21 protein-coding genes and 1 pseudogene are annotated in these 18,805 nt (G+C 63.9%); 14 read left to right on the forward strand and 8 right to left on the reverse strand.

Annotated features, from left to right (window positions below):
• Entirely contained in the window at positions 1-297 is a 297-nt protein-coding gene (locus XH87_RS17155; RefSeq protein ID WP_271588180.1) for a hypothetical protein, read from the forward strand.
• A 13-nt stretch (positions 298-310) separates the two neighbouring features.
• Here XH87_RS17155 and XH87_RS17160 read toward each other — a convergent pair whose 3' ends face one another.
• Positions 311-1,153, reverse strand: coding sequence for a metallophosphoesterase family protein (locus tag XH87_RS17160; RefSeq protein ID WP_271588181.1), 843 nt, complete (start codon positions 1,151-1,153; stop codon positions 311-313).
• 69 nt (positions 1,154-1,222) lie between these two features.
• A pseudogene (locus XH87_RS36610) lies at positions 1,223-1,318 on the reverse strand (acriflavin resistance protein); the annotation flags it as partial.
• A 122-nt stretch (positions 1,319-1,440) separates the two neighbouring features.
• Between XH87_RS36610 and XH87_RS17165 the strand changes: the two are divergent.
• The gene (locus XH87_RS17165) at positions 1,441-1,863 is read left to right on the forward strand and encodes an MAPEG family protein (protein WP_271588182.1); all 423 of its coding nucleotides are present in this window, start codon (positions 1,441-1,443) and stop codon (positions 1,861-1,863) included.
• Positions 1,864-1,931: 68 nt separating this feature from the next.
• Positions 1,932-3,233, forward strand: coding sequence for an RsmB/NOP family class I SAM-dependent RNA methyltransferase (locus XH87_RS17170; protein ID WP_271588183.1), 1,302 nt, complete (start codon positions 1,932-1,934; stop codon positions 3,231-3,233).
• 225 nt (positions 3,234-3,458) lie between these two features.
• On the opposite strand, the gene XH87_RS17175 is transcribed toward XH87_RS17170, so the two are convergent.
• The 3 genes from XH87_RS17175 to XH87_RS17185 form a co-directional block, all read right to left on the reverse strand.
• Positions 3,459-3,668, reverse strand: coding sequence for a cold-shock protein (locus XH87_RS17175; protein ID WP_015686739.1), 210 nt, complete (start codon positions 3,666-3,668; stop codon positions 3,459-3,461).
• 259 nt (positions 3,669-3,927) lie between these two features.
• Positions 3,928-4,260 (reverse strand): DHCW motif cupin fold protein, encoded by a 333-nt coding sequence (locus XH87_RS17180; protein ID WP_035706043.1) that lies wholly within the window; start codon positions 4,258-4,260, stop codon positions 3,928-3,930.
• A 182-nt stretch (positions 4,261-4,442) separates the two neighbouring features.
• A complete protein-coding gene (locus XH87_RS17185) occupies positions 4,443-4,814 on the reverse strand; it encodes a nuclear transport factor 2 family protein (RefSeq protein WP_035706040.1) in 372 nt (123 codons plus the stop codon).
• Positions 4,815-4,962: 148 nt separating this feature from the next.
• Here XH87_RS17185 and guaA point away from each other — a divergent pair, with 148 nt between their 5' ends.
• From guaA to XH87_RS17220, 7 genes are all read left to right on the forward strand, one after another.
• Positions 4,963-6,561 carry a glutamine-hydrolyzing GMP synthase gene (gene guaA, locus XH87_RS17190; protein WP_271588184.1) on the forward strand — a complete coding sequence of 533 codons (1,599 nt, stop codon included), beginning with the start codon at positions 4,963-4,965 and terminating at the stop codon, positions 6,559-6,561.
• Positions 6,562-6,629: 68 nt separating this feature from the next.
• Positions 6,630-7,532, forward strand: a complete 903-nt coding sequence (locus tag XH87_RS17195) for an HNH endonuclease (protein ID WP_271588185.1) — start codon at positions 6,630-6,632, stop codon at positions 7,530-7,532.
• Positions 7,533-7,679: 147 nt separating this feature from the next.
• Positions 7,680-7,922 carry a type II toxin-antitoxin system Phd/YefM family antitoxin gene (locus XH87_RS17200; protein WP_158670039.1) on the forward strand — a complete coding sequence of 81 codons (243 nt, stop codon included), beginning with the start codon at positions 7,680-7,682 and terminating at the stop codon, positions 7,920-7,922.
• Between the two features lie 3 nt (positions 7,923-7,925).
• Positions 7,926-8,363: a type II toxin-antitoxin system VapC family toxin gene (locus XH87_RS17205; protein ID WP_158670038.1), complete on the forward strand. Its 438-nt coding sequence runs from the start codon at positions 7,926-7,928 to the stop codon at positions 8,361-8,363.
• Between the two features lie 88 nt (positions 8,364-8,451).
• Entirely contained in the window at positions 8,452-9,711 is a 1,260-nt protein-coding gene (locus tag XH87_RS17210; RefSeq protein ID WP_271588186.1) for a serine hydrolase domain-containing protein, read from the forward strand.
• A 65-nt stretch (positions 9,712-9,776) separates the two neighbouring features.
• Positions 9,777-10,439 carry an SRPBCC family protein gene (locus tag XH87_RS17215; RefSeq protein WP_271588187.1) on the forward strand — a complete coding sequence of 221 codons (663 nt, stop codon included), beginning with the start codon at positions 9,777-9,779 and terminating at the stop codon, positions 10,437-10,439.
• Positions 10,439-10,801, forward strand: a complete 363-nt coding sequence (locus tag XH87_RS17220) for an ArsR/SmtB family transcription factor (protein WP_271588188.1) — start codon at positions 10,439-10,441, stop codon at positions 10,799-10,801. The genes XH87_RS17215 and XH87_RS17220 overlap by 1 nt, the downstream gene beginning before the upstream one ends.
• 167 nt (positions 10,802-10,968) lie before the next feature.
• Here the strand turns inward: XH87_RS17220 and XH87_RS17225 are convergent, their stop codons facing one another.
• On the reverse strand, positions 10,969-11,850 hold the full coding sequence (locus XH87_RS17225; protein WP_271588189.1) for a LysR family transcriptional regulator: 882 nt from the start codon (positions 11,848-11,850) through the stop codon (positions 10,969-10,971).
• 152 nt (positions 11,851-12,002) lie between these two features.
• Here XH87_RS17225 and XH87_RS17230 point away from each other — a divergent pair, with 152 nt between their 5' ends.
• Positions 12,003-12,656 (forward strand): hydrolase, encoded by a 654-nt coding sequence (locus tag XH87_RS17230; RefSeq protein ID WP_271588190.1) that lies wholly within the window; start codon positions 12,003-12,005, stop codon positions 12,654-12,656.
• Positions 12,657-12,808: 152 nt separating this feature from the next.
• Here the strand turns inward: XH87_RS17230 and XH87_RS17235 are convergent, their stop codons facing one another.
• Positions 12,809-13,306 carry a peptide deformylase gene (locus XH87_RS17235; protein WP_271588191.1) on the reverse strand — a complete coding sequence of 166 codons (498 nt, stop codon included), beginning with the start codon at positions 13,304-13,306 and terminating at the stop codon, positions 12,809-12,811.
• Between the two features lie 79 nt (positions 13,307-13,385).
• Here XH87_RS17235 and XH87_RS17240 point away from each other — a divergent pair, with 79 nt between their 5' ends.
• Positions 13,386-13,970 carry a TetR/AcrR family transcriptional regulator gene (locus tag XH87_RS17240; RefSeq protein ID WP_271588192.1) on the forward strand — a complete coding sequence of 195 codons (585 nt, stop codon included), beginning with the start codon at positions 13,386-13,388 and terminating at the stop codon, positions 13,968-13,970.
• An 88-nt stretch (positions 13,971-14,058) separates the two neighbouring features.
• Entirely contained in the window at positions 14,059-14,637 is a 579-nt protein-coding gene (locus tag XH87_RS17245) for a DUF308 domain-containing protein (RefSeq protein WP_271588193.1), read from the forward strand.
• 18 nt (positions 14,638-14,655) lie between these two features.
• Here the strand turns inward: XH87_RS17245 and XH87_RS17250 are convergent, their stop codons facing one another.
• Positions 14,656-15,117: a cupin domain-containing protein gene (locus XH87_RS17250; protein WP_271588194.1), complete on the reverse strand. Its 462-nt coding sequence runs from the start codon at positions 15,115-15,117 to the stop codon at positions 14,656-14,658.
• 177 nt (positions 15,118-15,294) lie between these two features.
• On the opposite strand from XH87_RS17250, the gene XH87_RS17255 reads away from it, so the two are divergent.
• A complete protein-coding gene (locus XH87_RS17255) occupies positions 15,295-18,627 on the forward strand; it encodes a DEAD/DEAH box helicase (protein ID WP_271588195.1) in 3,333 nt (1,110 codons plus the stop codon).
• Positions 18,628-18,805 lie beyond the last annotated feature (178 nt).

Genomic DNA, 18,805 nt, shown 5'->3' on the forward strand with positions numbered 1-18,805 from the left:
ATGTTAGAGATTGGTTTTTTCTGCGTAATCCTGTTGGCCGCCGGTTATTGGACGACCATGTTCGTCATGGGCCGTCGCGACGACGTCATCCATGGCAAGTTCGTCCATGTCGACGAGGAGGGCGATTTAGCCCGCCCCGCGATGCCGGCGCCGCCGCCATTTCCGAAGCGACCGGGCAAGGCCGTGCAAACTGCCCGGCAGCCGCCTGCCGATGATCCCGCGGCCAGGCCGGTGAACAGCGAGGCGCTGCAATCCCTGCTCGCCGCCATCCAGCAGGATCTCAAGAGCGTCGCCTGAGCGGCCAGGCGCGTCAGTGCTCGCCGCCCATCTGGGCGAGAAGCTCCTCGATGTCGACGTCCACCTGGCCCGCCGCGCGGACGTGGCGAACCTCGAGGCCGTCTGGCTGGAAGCGGTATTCGACGAGGCCGACTTCCTTGATCGCGACGCGGTCCTGGCGCTGATCGTTGATGACGAAACCGGCCGACGGCGCCCAGACGTGGCGGGTGTGGCGATGGGTAAAGTCACGCCGCTGGTGCACATGGCCGCTGGCGATCAGACGCAGGTCGATAGTGCCGAACATCTCGATCAGCCGCGCCCGCGCCGGTTGTGGCACGTAGCGAATCGAGGTTTCCGGCGTCTCCGGGTCGTTGGGCAGGCCGAGAAACAGCGGCTTGTGCAGGAACAGCGCGACCGGCCTGCCGTTCGTGCGCGCGATCTCGGAGGCGAGCCAGTCGAACTGCTCGGCCTCGAAGGCGAGGCCTGAATTCATCACCAGCGAATTGAGGCCGATGAAGCGCCAGCCCGCGGCCTCGAACGACCAATGGTCTTCGCCGATGATGTCGCAGAAAAGCTGGCGGTGCGTCTCGCTGACCGGCGGCTTCGGCGCCGGCCCGATCGCGGTCGGATTGTCGCCGATGTCGTGATTGCCGGGGAGGTAGCGGCAGCTGACGGGCAGGGCCTCGTGCAGGCCTTTTGCGAATTCGACATCGTCCCGGCTGGTCGGCCCGTCGAATGAGACGTCGCCGGTGTTGACGACGAGATCGGGCCTGTCGGCGTCGATGTGCTCGCTGATGCGGTGGAAGTTGGCGATCAGGCCGGGAAAGCGCCGGCCGAGATGGGTGTCGGAAATCTGGGTCAGGCGAAATTCGGACATGCAACCAGCTTACCCGGTGTCTCGCGTCGGAACGATGACGGCGCGGGCATGGATCGCAACGAACAAAGTTTAAAGCACGCGGTAGCGGATCGTGTAGCCGTCCTGCGGGGCGACGGGGCCGGCGATCGGCGAGGCGATGCGGTCGGCGAGATGCCAGGGGCCGAAATCGCTTTAGCTGTCGATGGTTGGTCGCAAGGCCGGGAACGCCGGTTCAAGTCGTTCATTGTCAGCGGCAAAAGTCGCGGCTAATGACGGTCGGCGGCATTTCGCCTCTCGGGAAAGTTCCGATGTCCGTTCAAATGGTTTTGCTCCCGGTCTTCGTGCAGGTCGCTCTCACCTTCGCGCTTCTGATCGGGATGGTCGTCGCGCGCCGCAAGACGCTGGTCTCCGGCGAAACCAGGATTCGCGACATTGCGCTGGGCGAGCCGAACTGGCCGAAGGGCGCCACACAAATCGCCAATTGCTACCGCAACCAGTTCGAGCTGCCGGTGCTGTTCTACATCCTGATCGCGCTGGCATTGCCTTTGCGCCGCGCCGATCTCTTCATCGTGCTGATGTCCTGGGTATTCGTCGTGACGCGCTTTGCCCATGCCGGGATCTTCGTGTCCTCGAACGATCTGGGCCGGCGCTCCACCGTCTGGCTTGCCGGCGTGCTGGTGCTGCTGGCGATGTGGATCTACTTCGCGCTGAAGCTGCTGCTGCTGATCTGATCGCGCATGATCCGGAAAAGTGGATGCCGGTTTTCCGATAAGATCATGCGCAAAACTGAAAGATTTAAATGACCCCCGCTGCCCGGCTGTCCGCAGCCATCGAACTGATCGACACCATCGAGAGGGATCGCGTCCCCGCGGCCAAGGCGCTGAAGGAGTGGGGCACCGCGCACCGCTTCGCCGGTTCCGGCGACCGCGCCGCGATCGCCGGTCTCGTCTGGGACGTGCTGCGCCGCTACGCCTCGAGCGCGCATCTGATGGATTCCGATACCGCGCGGGCGCGCCTGATCGGCATGCTCCGCCTCGAGCGCAATATGGACACGGCCACCATGGCCGCGCTGTTCGATGGCAGCCGCTTCGCGCCGGCGCCGCTGACCGAGGCCGAGCAGGCCGCGCTCGCCGCGCGCTCGCTCAAGGACGCGCCCGCCGCCGTGGCCGGCGACTATCCCGAATGGCTTGATCCGCACCTTGAAAAAGTCTTCGGCGAGACCCGCGCCGCGGAAGCCGCCGCGATGGCGAGCCGGGCGCCGCTGGACTTGCGCGTCAACACGCTAAAATCCAATCGCGACAAGGTGCTGCGCGCGCTTGCTCATCTTCATGCGAAACCGACGCCGTGGTCGGCAACGGGCCTGCGCATCGAGCTTTCGGCCGATGCGCGCAACCCCGGCATCCAGGCGGAAGAGGATTTCCTCAAGGGCGCAATTGAAGTGCAGGATGAAGGATCGCAGCTTGCGGCCCAGTTCACCGCGGCAAAACCCGGCGAGCAGGTGATCGATCTCTGCGCAGGCGCCGGCGGCAAGACGCTGGCGCTCGCCGCCCTGATGCAGGGCAAGGGCCGCCTGATCGCGACCGACCGCGACAAGCGCCAGCTCGCCCCGATTCATGAGCGGCTGTCGCGCGCCGGCGTCCACAATGCCGACGTTCGCACGCCCAAGGGCGAGACCGATCCGCTGGCGGACATTCGCGCCTCGGCCGACCTCGTCGTGATCGACGCCCCCTGCACGGGAACCGGCACCTGGCGTCGCAACCCCGATGCCAAATGGCGGATGCGCCCGGGCGCGTTGGAGATCCGCCTGCGCGACCAGGCCGAGGTGCTCGCGCGCGCCGTGCCGCTGGTGAAAGCGGGTGGCCGCATCGCCTACATCACCTGCTCGGTGCTGGCGGAAGAGAACGGCGAGCAGGTGAGGGCGTTCGTCGCGCGCCATGGCGAGTTCACGGTCGTCCCGCCCGAACAGACCGCGAGCGTGCTCTGGGACAAGGCGGAAGCTTTTGGCGAGGCCGCGCTGCAGTCGGCGGAAGGCTGGCTGATGACGCCGCTCCGTACGGGAACGGACGGGTTCTTCGTGTCGGTGCTGCGGAAAGCGGGCTGACCGCACTCCGCCGTCATTCCGGAATTCGGGAAGCGAGAACCCGGAATCCATCGAGGCGCAGAGAATCACCGTGCGACTGATGCCGGGGGTCACCGCTCCGGGCGCCCCCGGAACGACAGGGGGCCAAAACAAAAGCCCCGCGGACCGGATCCCGGTCGCGGGGCTTTCTTTATTTCTAGCGCTTCTGCCGGTACGTCCGTGGTCAGAAGCGCCGGTGCGCGGGCGTTAGCCGACGCGGAGATTGTCAGCCGAGGACTTGCCGCTGCGGCGATCGGCGACGATGTCGAACGAGACCTTCTGGCCCTCGTTGAGGGTGGAGAGGCCGGCGCGCTCGACCGCGCTGATGTGCACGAACACGTCCTTCTGGCCGTCGTCCGGCTGGATGAAACCATAACCCTTTTGGGTGTTGAACCACTTCACGGTGCCCATAGCCATGGGAATTTCCTTTGTTAGAGAGGGTACGCACGCGGACCGGTACGCGTCGCTGCGCCCATGATCCTGTTCAGTCGATGTTTGGAGAAGTCATCTGAAGCGTGCGCGCCCGTCTGTAACGAAGCGAAGCGGCCCAGTCGTTCGGCCAAGTATCGATGATCACAATATAGCGAGAATTTGGGGCTACTTCAAGGCACCACCCGTGGCTCGGGATGTCGCCTCTCTTTGCTATTTTGCGGTGCAAATAAACCGTCCCGGCGCATCAGTCCACGATAAAGAGCGTGGCGCCGGTGGCCGTCGAGGACCGGTGGGCGGCGTCGCCGAAATCCGACACCTGGTAACTCATTCCCGCGGTGAGCTTGAAGGTGCGCCCGTCGCGCAGCTCGGAATCGAGCTCGCCCTTCAGCACGTAGAGCACGTGGCCGCGATCGCACCAATGGTCGGCCAGGTAGCCCGGCGAGTATTCCACCATCCGCACCCGGAGATCGCCGATATTGAGCGTGCGCCACTTGGCCTCACCGCTCTCGCCGGGATGCGTGGTCGCCTCGATCCGGCTCCAGTCAGTGACGGTAAAGGGGGAGGTGGGGAGTTTCATGGGAAGGTCCTGAAGTGAGAGCGGCGCTGCTTTGCCCAGCTCTTAGCAGCAAACTCCGTCATTGCGAGGAGCTCTTACGACGAAGCAATCCAGCACTGGATCCGCGGAACGATTCTGGACGCCGTCACATCAAGAGGGGTCGGCCCTCGGCCGGTGCTAAACTCGCAATGACGAGGATAGGCTTAGTGTACCAAATGATTCGCCGAACCCTGCACGATCAGCCCGGCGTCGTTCACTCGCAGGTATTCGCAGATCTTCTTCCCCCGCTCGTTCTCGTAGAACACCACCACGCTGTCCGGGCTGACGAACAGATCGATCAGCGAAAAGTGCAGCTCCGGCAGCAGGGCGAGCGCCTTGCCCCAATAGGCGCGCAAGCTGTCCTTGCCGCGCACGGTGCCGCTGGCGTCGAACCCCAGGGCGGGGATGCGGTCCGAGGTCATCACAGCCGCCTCGTCATAGAGCGCAAGCACACGATCGAGATCGCGCGCATTCCAGGCCTCGATCCAGGTCCGGCCGAGCGCGGCAAGCGATGATGGCTGATGATGCTGTGACATGGCATTCTCCCTGATCGCCCCATGTTTGAGAGTGGAGCATAATAGGTCAATATTGCTTACCTATATGCCCCTGTCCATGCCCAAAGAAGCATGTGGGCGCACCGCGACCGCGGTTGCGGCCCGGGCCGCGCCAGCGTATCTGCTGGCCATGACAGCAGCACAGAACGACCGCTCCGCGTCGACGCCCTCGGTGGCCTCGGCGCACGACAAGATTCTCATCGTCGACTTCGGCAGCCAGGTGACGCAGCTGATCGCGCGTCGCGTGCGCGAGGACGGTGTCTATTGCGAGATCGTCCCGTTCAACAAGGCCGAAGAGGCCTTCAAGGAGATGAAGCCGAAGGCGGTGATCCTCTCCGGCGGCCCGGAGTCGGTGCACGAAGCCGGCTCGCCGCGCGCGCCGCAATTGATCTTCGCCTCCGGCGTGCCCGTGATGGGCATCTGCTACGGCCAGATGACCATGGCGGCGCAGCTCGGCGGCGAGGTCGAGGGCGGCCATCACCGCGAGTTCGGCCGCGCCGACGTCGAGGTCAAGGCCGAAAGCAAGCTGTTCGAGGACGTCTGGTCGTCAGGCAGCAAGAACCAGGTCTGGATGAGCCATGGCGACCGCATCACCAGGATGCCGCCGGGCTTCTCCGTCGCCGGCACCTCGCCGAACGCGCCGTTCGCGATCATCCAGGACGAGACGCGCAAGTATTACGGCCTGATGTTCCACCCCGAAGTGGTGCACACGCCCGACGGTGCGAAACTCATCCGCAACTTCGTGCGCAAGATCGCCGGCCTCACCGGCGACTGGACCATGCGCGCCTTCCGCGAGGAGGAGATCGCAAAGATCCGCCAGCAGGTCGGCAAGGGCAGGGTGATCTGCGGCCTCTCCGGCGGCGTCGATTCAGCGGTCGCGGCGGTCTTGATCCACGAAGCCATCGGCGACCAGCTCACGTGCGTCTTCGTCGACCATGGCCTGATGCGCCTCAACGAGGCCGAGCAGGTCGTCGACCTCTTCCGCCACCACTACAACATCCCGCTCGTGCACGTGGATGCGTCCAAGCAGTTCCTCGGCGAGCTCGAAGGCGTCACCGATCCGGAAACCAAGCGCAAGACCATCGGCCGCCTCTTCATCGAGGTGTTCGAGGCCGAGGCCAAGAAGATCGGCGGCGCCGACTTCCTCGCCCAGGGCACGCTCTACCCCGACGTGATCGAGAGCGTCTCCTTCACCGGCGGACCTTCCGTCACCATCAAGTCGCACCACAATGTCGGCGGCTTGCCCGAGCGCATGAACATGAAGCTCGTCGAGCCCTTGCGCGAGCTGTTCAAGGACGAGGTGCGCAAGCTCGGCCGTGAGCTCGGCCTGCCCGAAATCTTCGTCGGCCGCCACCCGTTCCCGGGCCCGGGCCTTGCCATCCGCTGCCCCGGCGAGATCACGAAGGACAAGCTCGACATCCTGCGCAAGGCGGACGCCGTCTACATCGACCAGATCCGCAAGCACGGCCTCTACGACGAGATCTGGCAGGCCTTTGCCGTGCTGCTGCCGGTCAAGACCGTCGGCGTCATGGGCGACGGCCGCACCTACGACTACGTCGTAGGCTTGCGCGCCGTCACCTCCACCGACGGCATGACCGCCGACTTCTATCAGTTCGACATGAAGTTTCTGGGCGAGACCGCGACGCGCATCATCAACGAGGTGAAGGGCGTGAACCGGGTGGTGTATGACGTGACGAGCAAGCCGCCGGGGACGATTGAGTGGGAATGAGGGGCTCTCCGGCTTCAGCAGCACTGACTTAGGTCGTTACTTCCCGGAGACGCGGCGCGGCATAGATCATGGGATTCGGGGTTTTCATTCATCGATCGGATTCGATCTACGATGACAGTCCCGCTGAACGATATCAGTTTCCCAGTCAATATCTGCGTCGTGTCGAGGCCTGTATCGGCGATTGGATCATTTATTATGAGCCAAGCAAGGTCGCCGAGACGCGGGGCTACTTTGCGATTGCTCGGGTGCAGCAGGTCATTCCCGATCCAGGCACTTCGGGAATGTACCTCGCTCTGATCGAGCCCGGAAGTTATCTCGATTTTGCCAATCCCGTCCCTTTCAACGACGCAAATGGTCCTGTGGAGCGTGGCGTCCTAAATGAGCAGGGGCGAATTTCGGGACGCGCCCGGTCGGCAGTCAGGCTAATCTCAGCTGACGATTTCAATAGAATCTTCGAACTCGGTTTTGCGGAAGGTGCGCCGCTGCTTCCCCGAGTCGATGCCGATGTTCGATTGTCTCAACTTGACGAAAGAGAGCAGGCGCCGTTCATACTCGAGCAGCAGCGCGATCGCGTCAGCCTAACGGTATCGAGAGTCTTGCGTGACCGCGTTTTTCGTCGGATCGTCTTGCGTGCCTACGACGAGCGCTGTGCCATCACCGGGCTGAAGCTTATTAATGGAATGGGGCGCGCAGAAGTGGCGGCGGCGCACATTCGGCCTGTGGAGGCAAACGGGCCGGACATCGTCAGCAATGGGATCGCTCTGTCGGGTACCGCTCATTGGATGTTCGATCGTGGTTTGATCAGCCTTTCCGATAATTTGGAAATATTGATCTCGCGCCAGACAAACGATCCGGAAGGAGTTCGATCGGTCATAAACAAGACCGGTCGTGCGCTTAAGCCAGGAAGACCATCGGATCGGCCTCATCCGCATTTTCTACAATGGCACCGGGAGCATTGCTTTAAGCAATAGGCGAGCTCTTGCTAGGATGGCTAGTGGGTAGGATGGGTAGAGCGCAGCGAAACCCATCGCGTCGTCCATGCCTCTCCCTGAGTATCCCGTCTCCTTGAATTGTCGACCGTCTTCCTATATGACCACAGTGGTCATAGTGGGGTGCCCATGCGCGAAATTCAGCTTCGTGATGCAAAGGCCAATCTCTCCGCGGTCGTTGACGAAGCCCTCGACGGCAAGCCGGCGGTAATCACGCGCCACGGCAAGAAGCAGGCCGTGGTCCTGAGCTATGCGGAGTGGCGGCGGTTGTCGCAGGTACCGAGCTTCGGTCGTCTGCTGCTGGCGGCCCCCCTGAGGGCGGGCGATTTGCCGGTGCGCAATCGGTCCAAGCTGCGCAAGACCGATTTCTGAAACGTGTACCTGGTCGATACCAACGTCATATCTGCGGTGTCGCCGAACCGGCCGGTGCCGACGGCACTCGTCGAATGGATGGATGCACAATCCGGCTTCCTGTATTTGTCCGTCGTGACGATTGCAGAGATCGAGGATGGAATAGCAAAGTTGCGGCGCGAGAAGGCCACGCGCAGGAGCAGGGAATTGGCCCGATGGCTGGATACCGTAATACACCTCTATGGCAACCGAATCCTGGCGTTCGACACAGCGGCCGCGCGGCTCGCCGGGCAGCTATCGGACCGGGCTCGCGGGCAGGGACATGCGCCCGGATTCGCTGATATCATCATTGCTGCGACCGCAAGGCAGCATTCCCTGACGATCTTCTCCCGCAACGTCAGGCATTTCGAACCACTCGGCGTGCCGGTGCTCGATCCCTTCAGTAAGTTGCTGCCGTCCTGATTGTTGCGCAGGTGCGCCGCGCTTGCGTCGGATGTGCGCCATGCTCACCCATGCTACGACATCTGCATCGCCCTCCGGAGCTCCCTTCATGTCCGTCGCGCCCACCGCCAGCCAACCTGCAACCGCCACCTCCACCGACCCCGAAACCCTCGGCTGGATGCGCGGCTTCCCGCCGGCGCCCGACCGCACCATCACTTTCCAGGACGGCTCCTTCCGCAGCTTCCCCGAGCTCCGCTGGGCCTGGAGCAACATCCGCCAGCTGGTGCCGACGGTGAACGTCTGGCGCGGGGCAGGGCCTGCATCGCCGCTGCCGCGCGAGGATCACGACATCGGCGCGGTGGCCTCGACCACGATGGACGGCCGGCCCATGACCTTCGCAAAGATGCTGGAGGAGACCTACACCGACGGCATCGCCGTGCTGCATCGGGGCAGGGTGATCCATGAACGCTATTTCGGTGCGCTGAAGCCGCACAAGCCGCATATCGGAATGTCGGTGACGAAGTCCTTCACCGGCGTGCTCGCCGGCATTCTGGTCGCCGAAGGCAAGATCGACCCGCAGGCACAGGTCGCGGACTACGTGCCCGAGCTGAAGGCGAGCGCGTTCGGCGACGCGCGCGTGCACGAGGTGATGGATATGACCACGGGGCTCGCCTACACCGAGGTCTACACCGACAAGAATTCCGACGTGTGGGGCCTCCGGCGCGCCAACGGCATGGCGCCGATTCCGCCCGGCTATGACGGCCCGACCACCATCTTCGATTTCCTCATGGCGCAGAAGAAGCAAGGCGAGCACGGCAAGGCCTTTGCCTACAAGACCGTCAACACCGATGTGCTCGCGTGGATTTGCCGGCGCGCCAGCGGCCTGACGCTGTCGGAGCTCTTGTCCGAGCGCATCTGGCAGCCGATGGGTGCGGAGGAGGACGCGTATTATCACGTCGACCGCATCGGCACCGAGAGCGGCGGTGGCGGCCTCTCGACGACGCTCCGCGATCTCGCCCGCTTCGGCGAGACCATGCGCAATCACGGCCGCTTCAACGGCCGCCAGATCGTGCCGTCCCCAGTCGTGGACGACATCGCGCGCGGCGGCGACCCCGAAAAATTCAAGCCGGCCGGCTACACCACGCTGCCCGGTGCGTCCTACCGCAATCAATGGTGGGTCACGCACAACGCCCACGGCGCCTACATGGCGCGCGGCGTCTACGGCCAGGGCATCTACGTCGATCCCAAGGCCGAGATGGTGATCGCGCGCTACGCCTCGCACCCCGTCGCAGGCAACGCCGCCAACGACCCCGTGACGCTGCCGGCCTACATGGCGCTGGCCAAGGCGCTGATGGCGGGCATAATATAAGTATTGACTTATATTAGTGGAGATCGATATTCCTCCTCCAACGAGAGACCATCAGGAGGAATCCAATGCAGATCGACGTCGCCAGGGTCCTGGGGCTTGTCACGCGTTCGGTGACGAATTTTGAGAAGGACGGGAAACCGGCGAGCGCGGTGACGCTGACCCGTCTCTACGACACCAGCGTCGACGATCTCTGGGACGCCGTGACCAGCAGGGAGCGCATTCCGCGCTGGTTTCTTCCGGTCGAGGGAGACCTCGAGCTCGGCGGAAGGTATCAGCTCAAGGGCAATGCGGGCGGCACCATCACGGCGTGTACGCCGCCGACCCATTTTGCAGCAACCTGGGAATTCGGTGGTGCGACGAGCTGGATCGACGTCAAACTGACGGCAGAACGAAGCCAGGCGCGTTTGACCCTTGAGCACACCGCGATCATCGAGGATCATTGGAATCAGTTTGGTCCGGGTGCGGTGGGCATCGGCTGGGACCTCGCGCTTGCGGGACTGGAGCGGTACCTTGCGACTGGTGCATCGGTCGACCACGAGACGGCCGAAGCCTGGATGGGCTCGCCCGAAGGCAAGGAATTCATGACGACAAGCGGCGAGTATTGGCGCGCGGCGCACGTCGCGAGCGGGGTCGACCCTGACGAGGCGAAGCTGCGCTCGGATCGCACCATCGCGTTCTATCGCGGCGAGATGCCGCCCGACATCGCTCATCCCGGTACAGGAAGCTGATGCACGCCTTCGAGGTCCTCGCCGATCCCGTGCGCCGTCGCATTCTCGAACTGCTCGCGCCCGGCGAAATGGCGTCCGGCGAGGTCGTCGAGGTCATCGGGGCCGAGTTCGGGATCACCCAGGCGGCCGTGTCGCAGCACCTCAAGGTGCTGCGCGAGAGCGGCTTTGCCAGCGTCCGGGCGGAGGCGCAAAGGCGCCTCTATTCGGTCGACGCTGCCGGGCTTCGCGCGGTGGATGCGTGGATCGGCCAGTTCAGGAATTTCTGGGAGCCGAAGCTGGACGCGCTGGCCACCGAGATCGCGCGCGGCAAACGCGAACGTCGCAATGCGCCGGTGACCAGGCGGAGCGGGAAGAGGGCGTGAGGGCATCGGGAACGAAGTGGCGGAGGAGAGCCATCGGGCACGTTCACCTCCGCGCCATCTTCTCGAACCGCTTCACCAGCCGCACCCGCTTCGGCCGCTGGAATCCAGATTCGGTCCTCTCGTGATCCAGGCGATTGCGCTGGATGGACCACCCTTGCGGGGGCAGGTCACGCAGGATGCGGAGCCGGATCGCAATACTCAATCAGCAGCTCGGTGAGGACCCGGATCTTGCGCGCGGGATGCTGACCCGGCGGGCGGATCACATATGCACCCGCCGGAGGAGGGGGATATCGTGTCATGACCGGCACAAGCGCTCCGGAGGCTACGTATTCATGGGTGAGGCTGTCGGGAAGATAGGCGATCCCGAGTCCTGCCATTGCGGCGAAGACGAGAGCTGTGCCGCTGTCGGCCTTGAAGCGCCCCTTCGGACGAACCGTGAGGATCTTGTCGCCATCCATGAGCTGCCACGCTTCGGTGCCCTGCATGAGGGCCTCATGGGCGACGAGTTCCTCCGGCGACTCGGGCGCTCCATGGGCCTTGATGTAGTCGGGGCTCGCGACAAGCTTCCCATGGACGGGGCCGACGCGTCTTGCGATCAAATTGGAATCCTGAAGGTAGCCAACCCGTATCGCACAGTCATACCCCTCTGTGATGAGATCGACGAAGCGATCACTGTAGCAGGTGTGGATCTGGAGCTGGGGATGGCGTCGGGCCATTTCCGCAAGGATCGGAGCGAAGTGAGTCGGGCCGAAAGAAAGCGGCACTGCAACTCGCAGGCGGCCGCGCAGCTCGCCGGCGGGTAGGATCTCCTCCCTCGCTACGTCGATTTCGGCGCAGACTCTGGCTGCATAGTCTCGGAATGTGACGCCGGCTTCTGTGAGAGCAGCCCCGCGGGTCGTTCGTGCAAGGAGCTGGACGCCAAGCTCCGCTTCAAGCCGGAAGAGCCGGCGGCTGACGATCGATTTCGAGACGCCGAGCCGAAGCGCAGCGGACGAAATTCCCCCGGCGTCAGCAACTTCGACGAATGTCCGGATCTCTTCGATATCCAATTCAGCGTTCCCCATTCCGCGACACAGCGTACCGCAAAGCGAGGCTATCGCACTGCATTCGGGAACGCCAATGTCGGTATTGGGCTACGTCGCCGCTGGCGCACGTCTCCGAAAAACCAGTGCCGCGCCCAACGGCAGTAAAGGATGCAACAATGACCTTTCGTAACGGCCTTGCTTCGCTTCTTCGTCCCGAAGACTCGGTGCTCGTTCTGATCGACCACCAGCCCTACCAGCTCGCCAACGTGAACAGCCACGAACCGCAGATGGGGATCAACAATACGACGGGCCTGGCCAAGGCCGCCAAGGCATTCGGTGTCCCCACGATCCTGACCTCGGTGATCGCTCAACGGGGCGGTCTCCTCTTCCCTCAGATCACGGACGTTTTCCCTGGCCAGGAAGTGATCGACCGGACGTTCATCAACACCTGGGAGGACCGGAAGGTGGTGGACGCAGTCAAGGCAACGCGCCGCAAGCAGCTGATCATTGCCGGCCTTTGGACCGAGGTCTGCGTTGCGATGCCGACGATTCAGGCGCTCGGCGAAGGCTGGGATGTAACGGTGATCACCGATGCCTCTGGCGCCGTTTCGGTCGAGGCCCACGAGATCGCAATCCAGCGCATGATCGCGGCGGGCGCGAACATGATGACTTGGCTAGCGCTGGCGGCCGAATGGCAGCGCGACTGGGCTCGGACGGATCAGGCTGTCGCGCTGACGAAGGTGATCACGGAGCACGCCGGCGGTAGCGGCATCGCGTACCTGTGGGAGCAGCAGTTGCTCAACACGCCCGTACCCGGTAACGCGCGATGATCTGAGCATGGTGTGAGCGCTTCAACCGACTGCCCTGAAGTCGTGCGGAGCGGGGATATGGCAGCGGCTGCGCGAAAAGCGTAGGCCGCTGCCAGTCCATCAAGTCCTGGGCGCTGCTCGCGGATAGCAGATGACCGCTTCGCTGATCTCGCTTACGATCGCGACATCTTCTCGAATCTCTTCACCAGCCGCTCGCGCTTCAGCCGCGACAGCCGCTGGATCCAGAATACGCCGTCGAGCTGATCGATCTCGTGCTGGTGGCACACCGCGCGCAGGCCGTCCGATTCCTCGGTTCGTCTGTCGCCATCGACATCCTGATAGCTGATCCGTATCCGCGCATGGCGCTGCACCTCGTCGTTGACCCCAGGCATCGAGACGCTGCCTTCACGATGCAGGATCATCTCGGGCGAGGCCCATGTGATCTCCGGATTGACGTAGGTCCGCGCGCCGTCCTTGGCGTCGAGCTCCAGCACCACGACGCGCAAGGGGACGCCGATGTGAGGCGCGGTGATGCCGATGCCGGGCGCGGCGCGCATGGTCTCCAGCAGGTCGTTCGCGAGGTCGCGCAAGGAATCGTCGAATGCAGTGACGGGGCGGGCCGGCAGCGCAAGCCGGCGGTCGGGATAGCGGACGATCGGGCGAATGGTCATTCAGGCTCCTACCACTCGCTCACGGATCATTGAAGCCATTCCGCTTGACCGTCTACCTACTGGAAGGTAGTTAAAGGCCATGAGCACTGTTTCCTCGACCGCCGACGACATTCTCGCCTGCGCCCGCACGCTGATCATCGCGGGCGGCTATAACGGCTTCAGCTACGCTGACATCGCCGATGTCGTCGGCATCCGCAAGCCGAGCATCCACCACCATTTCGCCAGCAAGGTCGACCTGGTCCGCACCCTCGTCTCCCGCTATCGCGAGGAGGCCCAGGCGGGACTGTCGGCGCTCGAACGCCATGTCGCAGACCCAGGCGAGCAGCTCAAGAGCTATGTCGCGTATTGGGAGGCGTGCATCAGGAACGCGACGGCCCCGTTCTGCGTCTGCGCGCTCCTGGCCAGCGAGCTTCCGATCCTGCCTGAGGAGGTGGCGCTCGAAGTCCGCGCGCATTTCCGTTCCCTGGCGTCCTGGCTGACATCGGTCATGGAGCGCGGCAAGCGGCAAGGGCGGCTTCACCTCTCCAGCACGGCACGGGTCGAGGCGGAGGGATTCATGGCGACCGTCCACGGCGCGATGCTGTCGGCGCGCGCCTATGGCGATCCCAAGATGTTCGGGACCATCACCCGGCCGCTGCTGGACCGGCTTTCCACCAGACACTGACGAGGTCGACACGGGTGATGCCGGTCAGGGCGGCTCGGGCTTTCTGTTTCGCGCGCAAAACTACCAACTAGTAGGTATGGAGAAGACTATGAAAGATGGCGAGATGGTTTTTGGCGCGGCCGACCAGGCGCAATGGCTGAAACACTACTACTTCCTGCGTGCCGCGTTTTCCGTCGCCTGGGTGATTGCGGCCTTCGCGATCGCGCCCTCGTCGACGGTGATCGCAGCGGCGCTGCTCGTCGCCTATCCGGCATGGGATGCCGCGGCCAATTATCTCGACGCGCTCTGCAGCGGCGGGTTGAGCCAGAACCGCACGCAGGGACTGAACGTGCTGGTCAGCCTGGCGACGACCATCGCGGTCGTCCTGGCCTTGCAGGTGAGCATGAACTGGGTGCTCGGAATCTTCGGGACCTGGGCCATGCTGTCCGGAGTGCTCCAGCTCGGCACGGCTGTGCGGCGCTGGAAGCGTTTCGGCGCGCAGTGGGCCATGGTGCTCAGCGGTGGCCAGTCGGCCCTGGCGGGCGGCTTCTTCATCTTCCAGGCCTCGATGCCTGCGGTGCCTTCGATTGCGAATGTCGCGGGCTACGCTGCGGTCGGCGCGCTCTACTTCCTGGTCTCGGCGGTCTGGCTGACCGTGAGCACGTGGCGCCGCAGCGCGGCCATGTGAGGCGTTGATCCAGACGCTTCACGCGTCAGGATAAGGCGTGCCGTCCTTGTGCAGGAAGCGGCCGTCGGACGCCGGACTCATCATGTCGATGTCGGAACAGGTGATGAGGTCGGCTTGCGAGCGCGAGCCGACTTCGAGATAAACCGCCGTCACGCTCGACCTGTTGATCATTTGATGGCCGTTGCCACTTGCCTTGGGGAAGGCCGCGCAATCACCGGCGCGCAGCACGGTTTCACCATCATCCTCGACCAGCGTCACTTCGCCTTCGAGGATGTAGACGAACTCGTCCTCATGCGAATGCCAGTGCCGCTGGCTCGACCAGCCGCCCGGCGGCAGGCGCATCAGGTTGACCCCGAAATCCGACAAGCTTCCGGCATCGCCGAGCCGCTTGCGAATGCGCTCGGCGCAAGGCGCGTTGAAGGGCGCCGGATAGCCCGAGCCCTTGCGGGCCGGCACGGCAGCGATGTCGATCTTTGGCATGATGGGATTGTGCAGGTGCTTTGCCCGAAGTGTCAAATCACCGATGGCGTCAGGCCTCGGCGAGGCCTCGCGCCGTCGAGAGGATCAATCCATGGCCGGCAAGCCCTTGAGAACGCAGGAGCGGCGGACTGTGGGGAACCGGGACGTTGCGGCTACAACGACCCGGGCAGAGCGGCTATGCTGAAAGCTCAAAACCGGATCCTGGAATTGCTGCACGTGCTCTCGGACGTTCTCAAGCGCAAGTCGATCTACAATTACTTCAGCCGGTCGGCGATGGAAAAGGCGGTCGCCTATCAGGCCCAGGGCCGCGTCTCGAACGTGAACGTCAGCGCCGACCTGAAGCACGTCAGCGCGCAAGTGCGCGGCAGCGGAGCCAACAGATATCGCGTCGACATCCTGTTGCGGTTCAGCGGTGACGAGCTCACCGACCTCGATGGCGATTGTAGTTGTCCGATGGACTACAATTGCAAGCATGTCGCCGCAACCCTGCTCGAGGCGCTGAGCGGGAAGGAGGCCCCGGCAACGCACACACAAGCCGTCCACAGCGTCCCCTCGGCACCTCCGGTTCTCTCGTCCGAGCTCAACAGCTGGATCGACAGTGTCGGCCGGGCGGCACGAGGCAGCGGTGGGGATCAGAGCCAGTGCCTGCTGTATTGCCTGGAGCCCTCCGATCACGCAATGCCGCGGCTGGAACTGTCCTTGCGGTCCGTCCGCGTCCTCAAGGACGGCGGCTTCGCCGATAATTATACCAGCCCCAGCCTCCACGAGTTCAAGCCTGAGCGGGCGCCGAAATACTTCCGCGATGTCGACGTCGACATCATGACGCAAGTGGCGGCCGGCGCCCGGAGCTATTACGAGCAGGGACCTTATCCGGAGGAACTGCTGCAGCGGATCGTGGCGACCGGACGGGCGTTCTGGCGCGACCACAAGGGCGCGCCGCTGAAGTGGGGAGACGCGCGCGAAGGCCGGCTCGAATGGCAGCAGTTTGGAAAACGCGGCCTCACACCTCGTCTCGCCGTCGCGGCAGCGGTCGCTCTCAACGCCGAGCCGCCGGTCTATGTCGATGTGGCGTCCGGGCTGATCGGACCGGTGCAGCTGGGCGTGCCGCCACGACTGGCCTTCCAGATACTGTCAGCTCCCGCCATTCCGCGCGCGCAGGTGGAGGAGGTCTCGCGCCGGCTCGGTCAGAAGCTGCCCGAGCTTCATCATGGCCTCCTGCCGGCGCCGCCGACTGTCGCGGTAACGATCGAAGAGGACCCTCGTCCGGTGCTGCGGCTGCGGCAAGGTCACCTCGCGAGCTACTACTTCCACTCTCGCGGCGGGACGCAAGAGCGCGGGCCGGCGGCCGTCGCCAGCCTGGGATTCCGCTATGGCGGGTTCGACATCGATCCAACCCAGCGAGCGAGCCGGGTGGAGCTGTTTCAAGCCGGCAAGTTGTTCGCGATCGCGCGGCGACAAGGCAAGGAAAAGCAGGCATGCAAGCGGCTGGCAGATATCGGTCTTCGTGATGCGAGGGCGGCGCTGCCGATGCTCGATTACCGTCATGCCGCGGATCTCACGCTGACCGACCAGGGCGGCTGGTTCGATTTTCTCGCCCAGCATGCCGAGCAGTTGCGATCGGAAGGCTTCGAGATTGTGGTCGACGAGGATTTTCCGTTCCGGCTCGCGGACTCCTCGGGCGACTTCGATGCCGCGATTGAATCGAGCGGCATCGACTGGTTCGAGCTCGCGCTCGGCATCGACATCGACGGCAAGCGCCACGACCTTGCCCCGCACGTGGCCGCGCTGGTCTCGGCGCCCGACTTCACGCCAGACCGGTTGAGACAACTCGCTGAAAAGGGCGATCGATTTTATCTGCCGCTGACCGACGGCCGCAAGCTGGCGCTGGCCGCCGATCGCTTCCTTCCGTTGGTGCTGGCGCTGCATGGTTTGCACCTGAACGGTACTCTCGCCGATGGTTCGAAGCAGATCAGGCTGTCGCAAGCGGAGGTCGTTCCGCTGCTGGGAGTGGAGAACGAGAGTTTCGTTTTCCGCGGCGCCGATAATCTCCGTCGTCTCGCCAGCCTGCTTCGGGTACGGGGATTGACCGTGCCTGAACTTCCGCCGACCTTTCGCGCGACGCTTCGGCCCTATCAAGCCCAGGGTGTGGCATGGCTCGATCTGCTCCGCGAGAGCGGATTGGGCGGCGTCCTCGCCGACGACATGGGCCTTGGCAAGACAATTCAGATTCTGGCCTTGATCATGCTGGAAAAGCAGCGGGGGCGGCTCACCAGCCCCGTGCTGGTCGTCGCGCCGACGAGCCTGATGACCAACTGGTCGGCCGAAGCGCAGAAATTCGCTCCGGATTTGAAGGTGCTCGTGCTCCAGGGGCCAGCCCGCAAGGAGAAGTTCGCGGCCGTTGCCGAGCATGATCTCGTGCTGACGACGTATCCTTTGATCGCGCGGGACCGGGAGGTGCTTCTGACGCGGGAATGGCACATCGCCGTGCTGGACGAGGCGCAGGCCGTCAAGAATCCCGCCGCTGCCACCACGCGCTGGTTGCGCGACATCAAGGCAGCGCACCGCTTCTGTCTCACCGGCACGCCGATGGAAAATCATCTCGGCGAGCTGTGGTCGATCATGAGCTTCGCAAATCCGGGCTATCTCGGGGATAAGGCGACGTTCTCGCGCCAATGGCGCACGCCGATCGAGAAGCGTGGCGACAAGGTTCGTGCCGCAGCGCTAGCGCAGCGGACCAGGCCCTTCCTGCTGCGCCGGACCAAGACTGAAGTGGCCACGGAACTGCCTGCCAAGAGCGAGATCCTGGAGACGATCGCGCTCGAAGAGCCGCAGCGCGACCTCTATGACTCGATACGGCTGTCGATGTCGCGCAGGGTTCGCCAGGCCATCGCAGAGCGTGGCTTGGCGAAGAGCCACATCGTGGTGCTGGAGGCCCTGCTGAGAATGCGGCAGGCCTGTTGTGATCCGGCGCTGCTGAAGTTGCGGGACGGCGTGGAGCGGCCGTCGGCTAAGCTCGAGCGTCTGATCGAGATGGTATCGGAGCTGCTGAGCGAGGGCCGGAAGATCATCGTCTTCTCCCAGTTCACCTCCATGCTCGATCTTATCCGGCGCCGCTTCGACGCCGACGGCGTGCATTACAGCCTCCTCACCGGCGATACCAAGGACCGCAAGACAGCGATCGAAGCCTTTCAGAACGGAGCGGCGGACGTGTTCCTCGTGAGTCTGAAGGCGGGTGGGGTGGGCCTCAATCTCACCGCCGCGGACACCGTGATCATCTTCGATCCCTGGTGGAATCCCGCCGTCGAGGAGCAGGCCATCGATCGTGCCTACCGGATCGGGCAAGACAAGGCGGTGTTCGTTTACAGATTGGTCGCTGCCGGCACCATCGAGCAGAAGATGGACGAGCTCAAGGCCCGAAAGCGGGCTCTGGCCGACAGCCTGTTCGAACGCGAGGGACAGATCGCTTCGGCGCTCACCGAGGACGACGTCAAGGCCTTGTTCGAGGCTTGACCGAGCGCGGCGCTGCGGTGTCCGGCGTCGGACTCTAGGGCGCGATGCTGTCAAATGGGGAAGATGCCACTATGCCGGTGTTTTGCCCGACAGGTCAAATCGCGCCTGACATCGCAAATGACCGTCCTCGTAAGTCATTGATCCCGCTGGTGCCGGCTACTGTGCATGGGGTTGTTTT

Source organism: Bradyrhizobium sp. CCBAU 53415 (genome assembly GCF_028128735.1).
Classification (GTDB): Bacteria; Pseudomonadota; Alphaproteobacteria; order Rhizobiales; family Xanthobacteraceae; genus Bradyrhizobium.

Coding starts and splice junctions, on each gene's coding strand:
- XH87_RS17155 (WP_271588180.1), top strand. CDS start 1: ATGTTAGAGATTGGTTTTTTCTGCGTAATCCTGTTGGCCGCCGGTTAT.
- XH87_RS17160 (WP_271588181.1), bottom strand. CDS start 1,153: ATGTCCGAATTTCGCCTGACCCAGATTTCCGACACCCATCTCGGCCGG.
- XH87_RS17165 (WP_271588182.1), top strand. CDS start 1,441: ATGTCCGTTCAAATGGTTTTGCTCCCGGTCTTCGTGCAGGTCGCTCTC.
- XH87_RS17170 (WP_271588183.1), top strand. CDS start 1,932: ATGACCCCCGCTGCCCGGCTGTCCGCAGCCATCGAACTGATCGACACC.
- XH87_RS17175 (WP_015686739.1), bottom strand. CDS start 3,668: ATGGCTATGGGCACCGTGAAGTGGTTCAACACCCAAAAGGGTTATGGT.
- XH87_RS17180 (WP_035706043.1), bottom strand. CDS start 4,260: ATGAAACTCCCCACCTCCCCCTTTACCGTCACTGACTGGAGCCGGATC.
- XH87_RS17185 (WP_035706040.1), bottom strand. CDS start 4,814: ATGTCACAGCATCATCAGCCATCATCGCTTGCCGCGCTCGGCCGGACC.
- guaA (WP_271588184.1), top strand. CDS start 4,963: ATGACAGCAGCACAGAACGACCGCTCCGCGTCGACGCCCTCGGTGGCC.
- XH87_RS17195 (WP_271588185.1), top strand. CDS start 6,630: ATGGGATTCGGGGTTTTCATTCATCGATCGGATTCGATCTACGATGAC.
- XH87_RS17200 (WP_158670039.1), top strand. CDS start 7,680: ATGCGCGAAATTCAGCTTCGTGATGCAAAGGCCAATCTCTCCGCGGTC.
- XH87_RS17210 (WP_271588186.1), top strand. CDS start 8,452: ATGTCCGTCGCGCCCACCGCCAGCCAACCTGCAACCGCCACCTCCACC.
- XH87_RS17215 (WP_271588187.1), top strand. CDS start 9,777: ATGCAGATCGACGTCGCCAGGGTCCTGGGGCTTGTCACGCGTTCGGTG.
- XH87_RS17220 (WP_271588188.1), top strand. CDS start 10,439: ATGCACGCCTTCGAGGTCCTCGCCGATCCCGTGCGCCGTCGCATTCTC.
- XH87_RS17230 (WP_271588190.1), top strand. CDS start 12,003: ATGACCTTTCGTAACGGCCTTGCTTCGCTTCTTCGTCCCGAAGACTCG.
- XH87_RS17235 (WP_271588191.1), bottom strand. CDS start 13,306: ATGACCATTCGCCCGATCGTCCGCTATCCCGACCGCCGGCTTGCGCTG.
- XH87_RS17240 (WP_271588192.1), top strand. CDS start 13,386: ATGAGCACTGTTTCCTCGACCGCCGACGACATTCTCGCCTGCGCCCGC.
- XH87_RS17245 (WP_271588193.1), top strand. CDS start 14,059: ATGAAAGATGGCGAGATGGTTTTTGGCGCGGCCGACCAGGCGCAATGG.
- XH87_RS17250 (WP_271588194.1), bottom strand. CDS start 15,117: ATGCCAAAGATCGACATCGCTGCCGTGCCGGCCCGCAAGGGCTCGGGC.
- XH87_RS17255 (WP_271588195.1), top strand. CDS start 15,295: ATGCTGAAAGCTCAAAACCGGATCCTGGAATTGCTGCACGTGCTCTCG.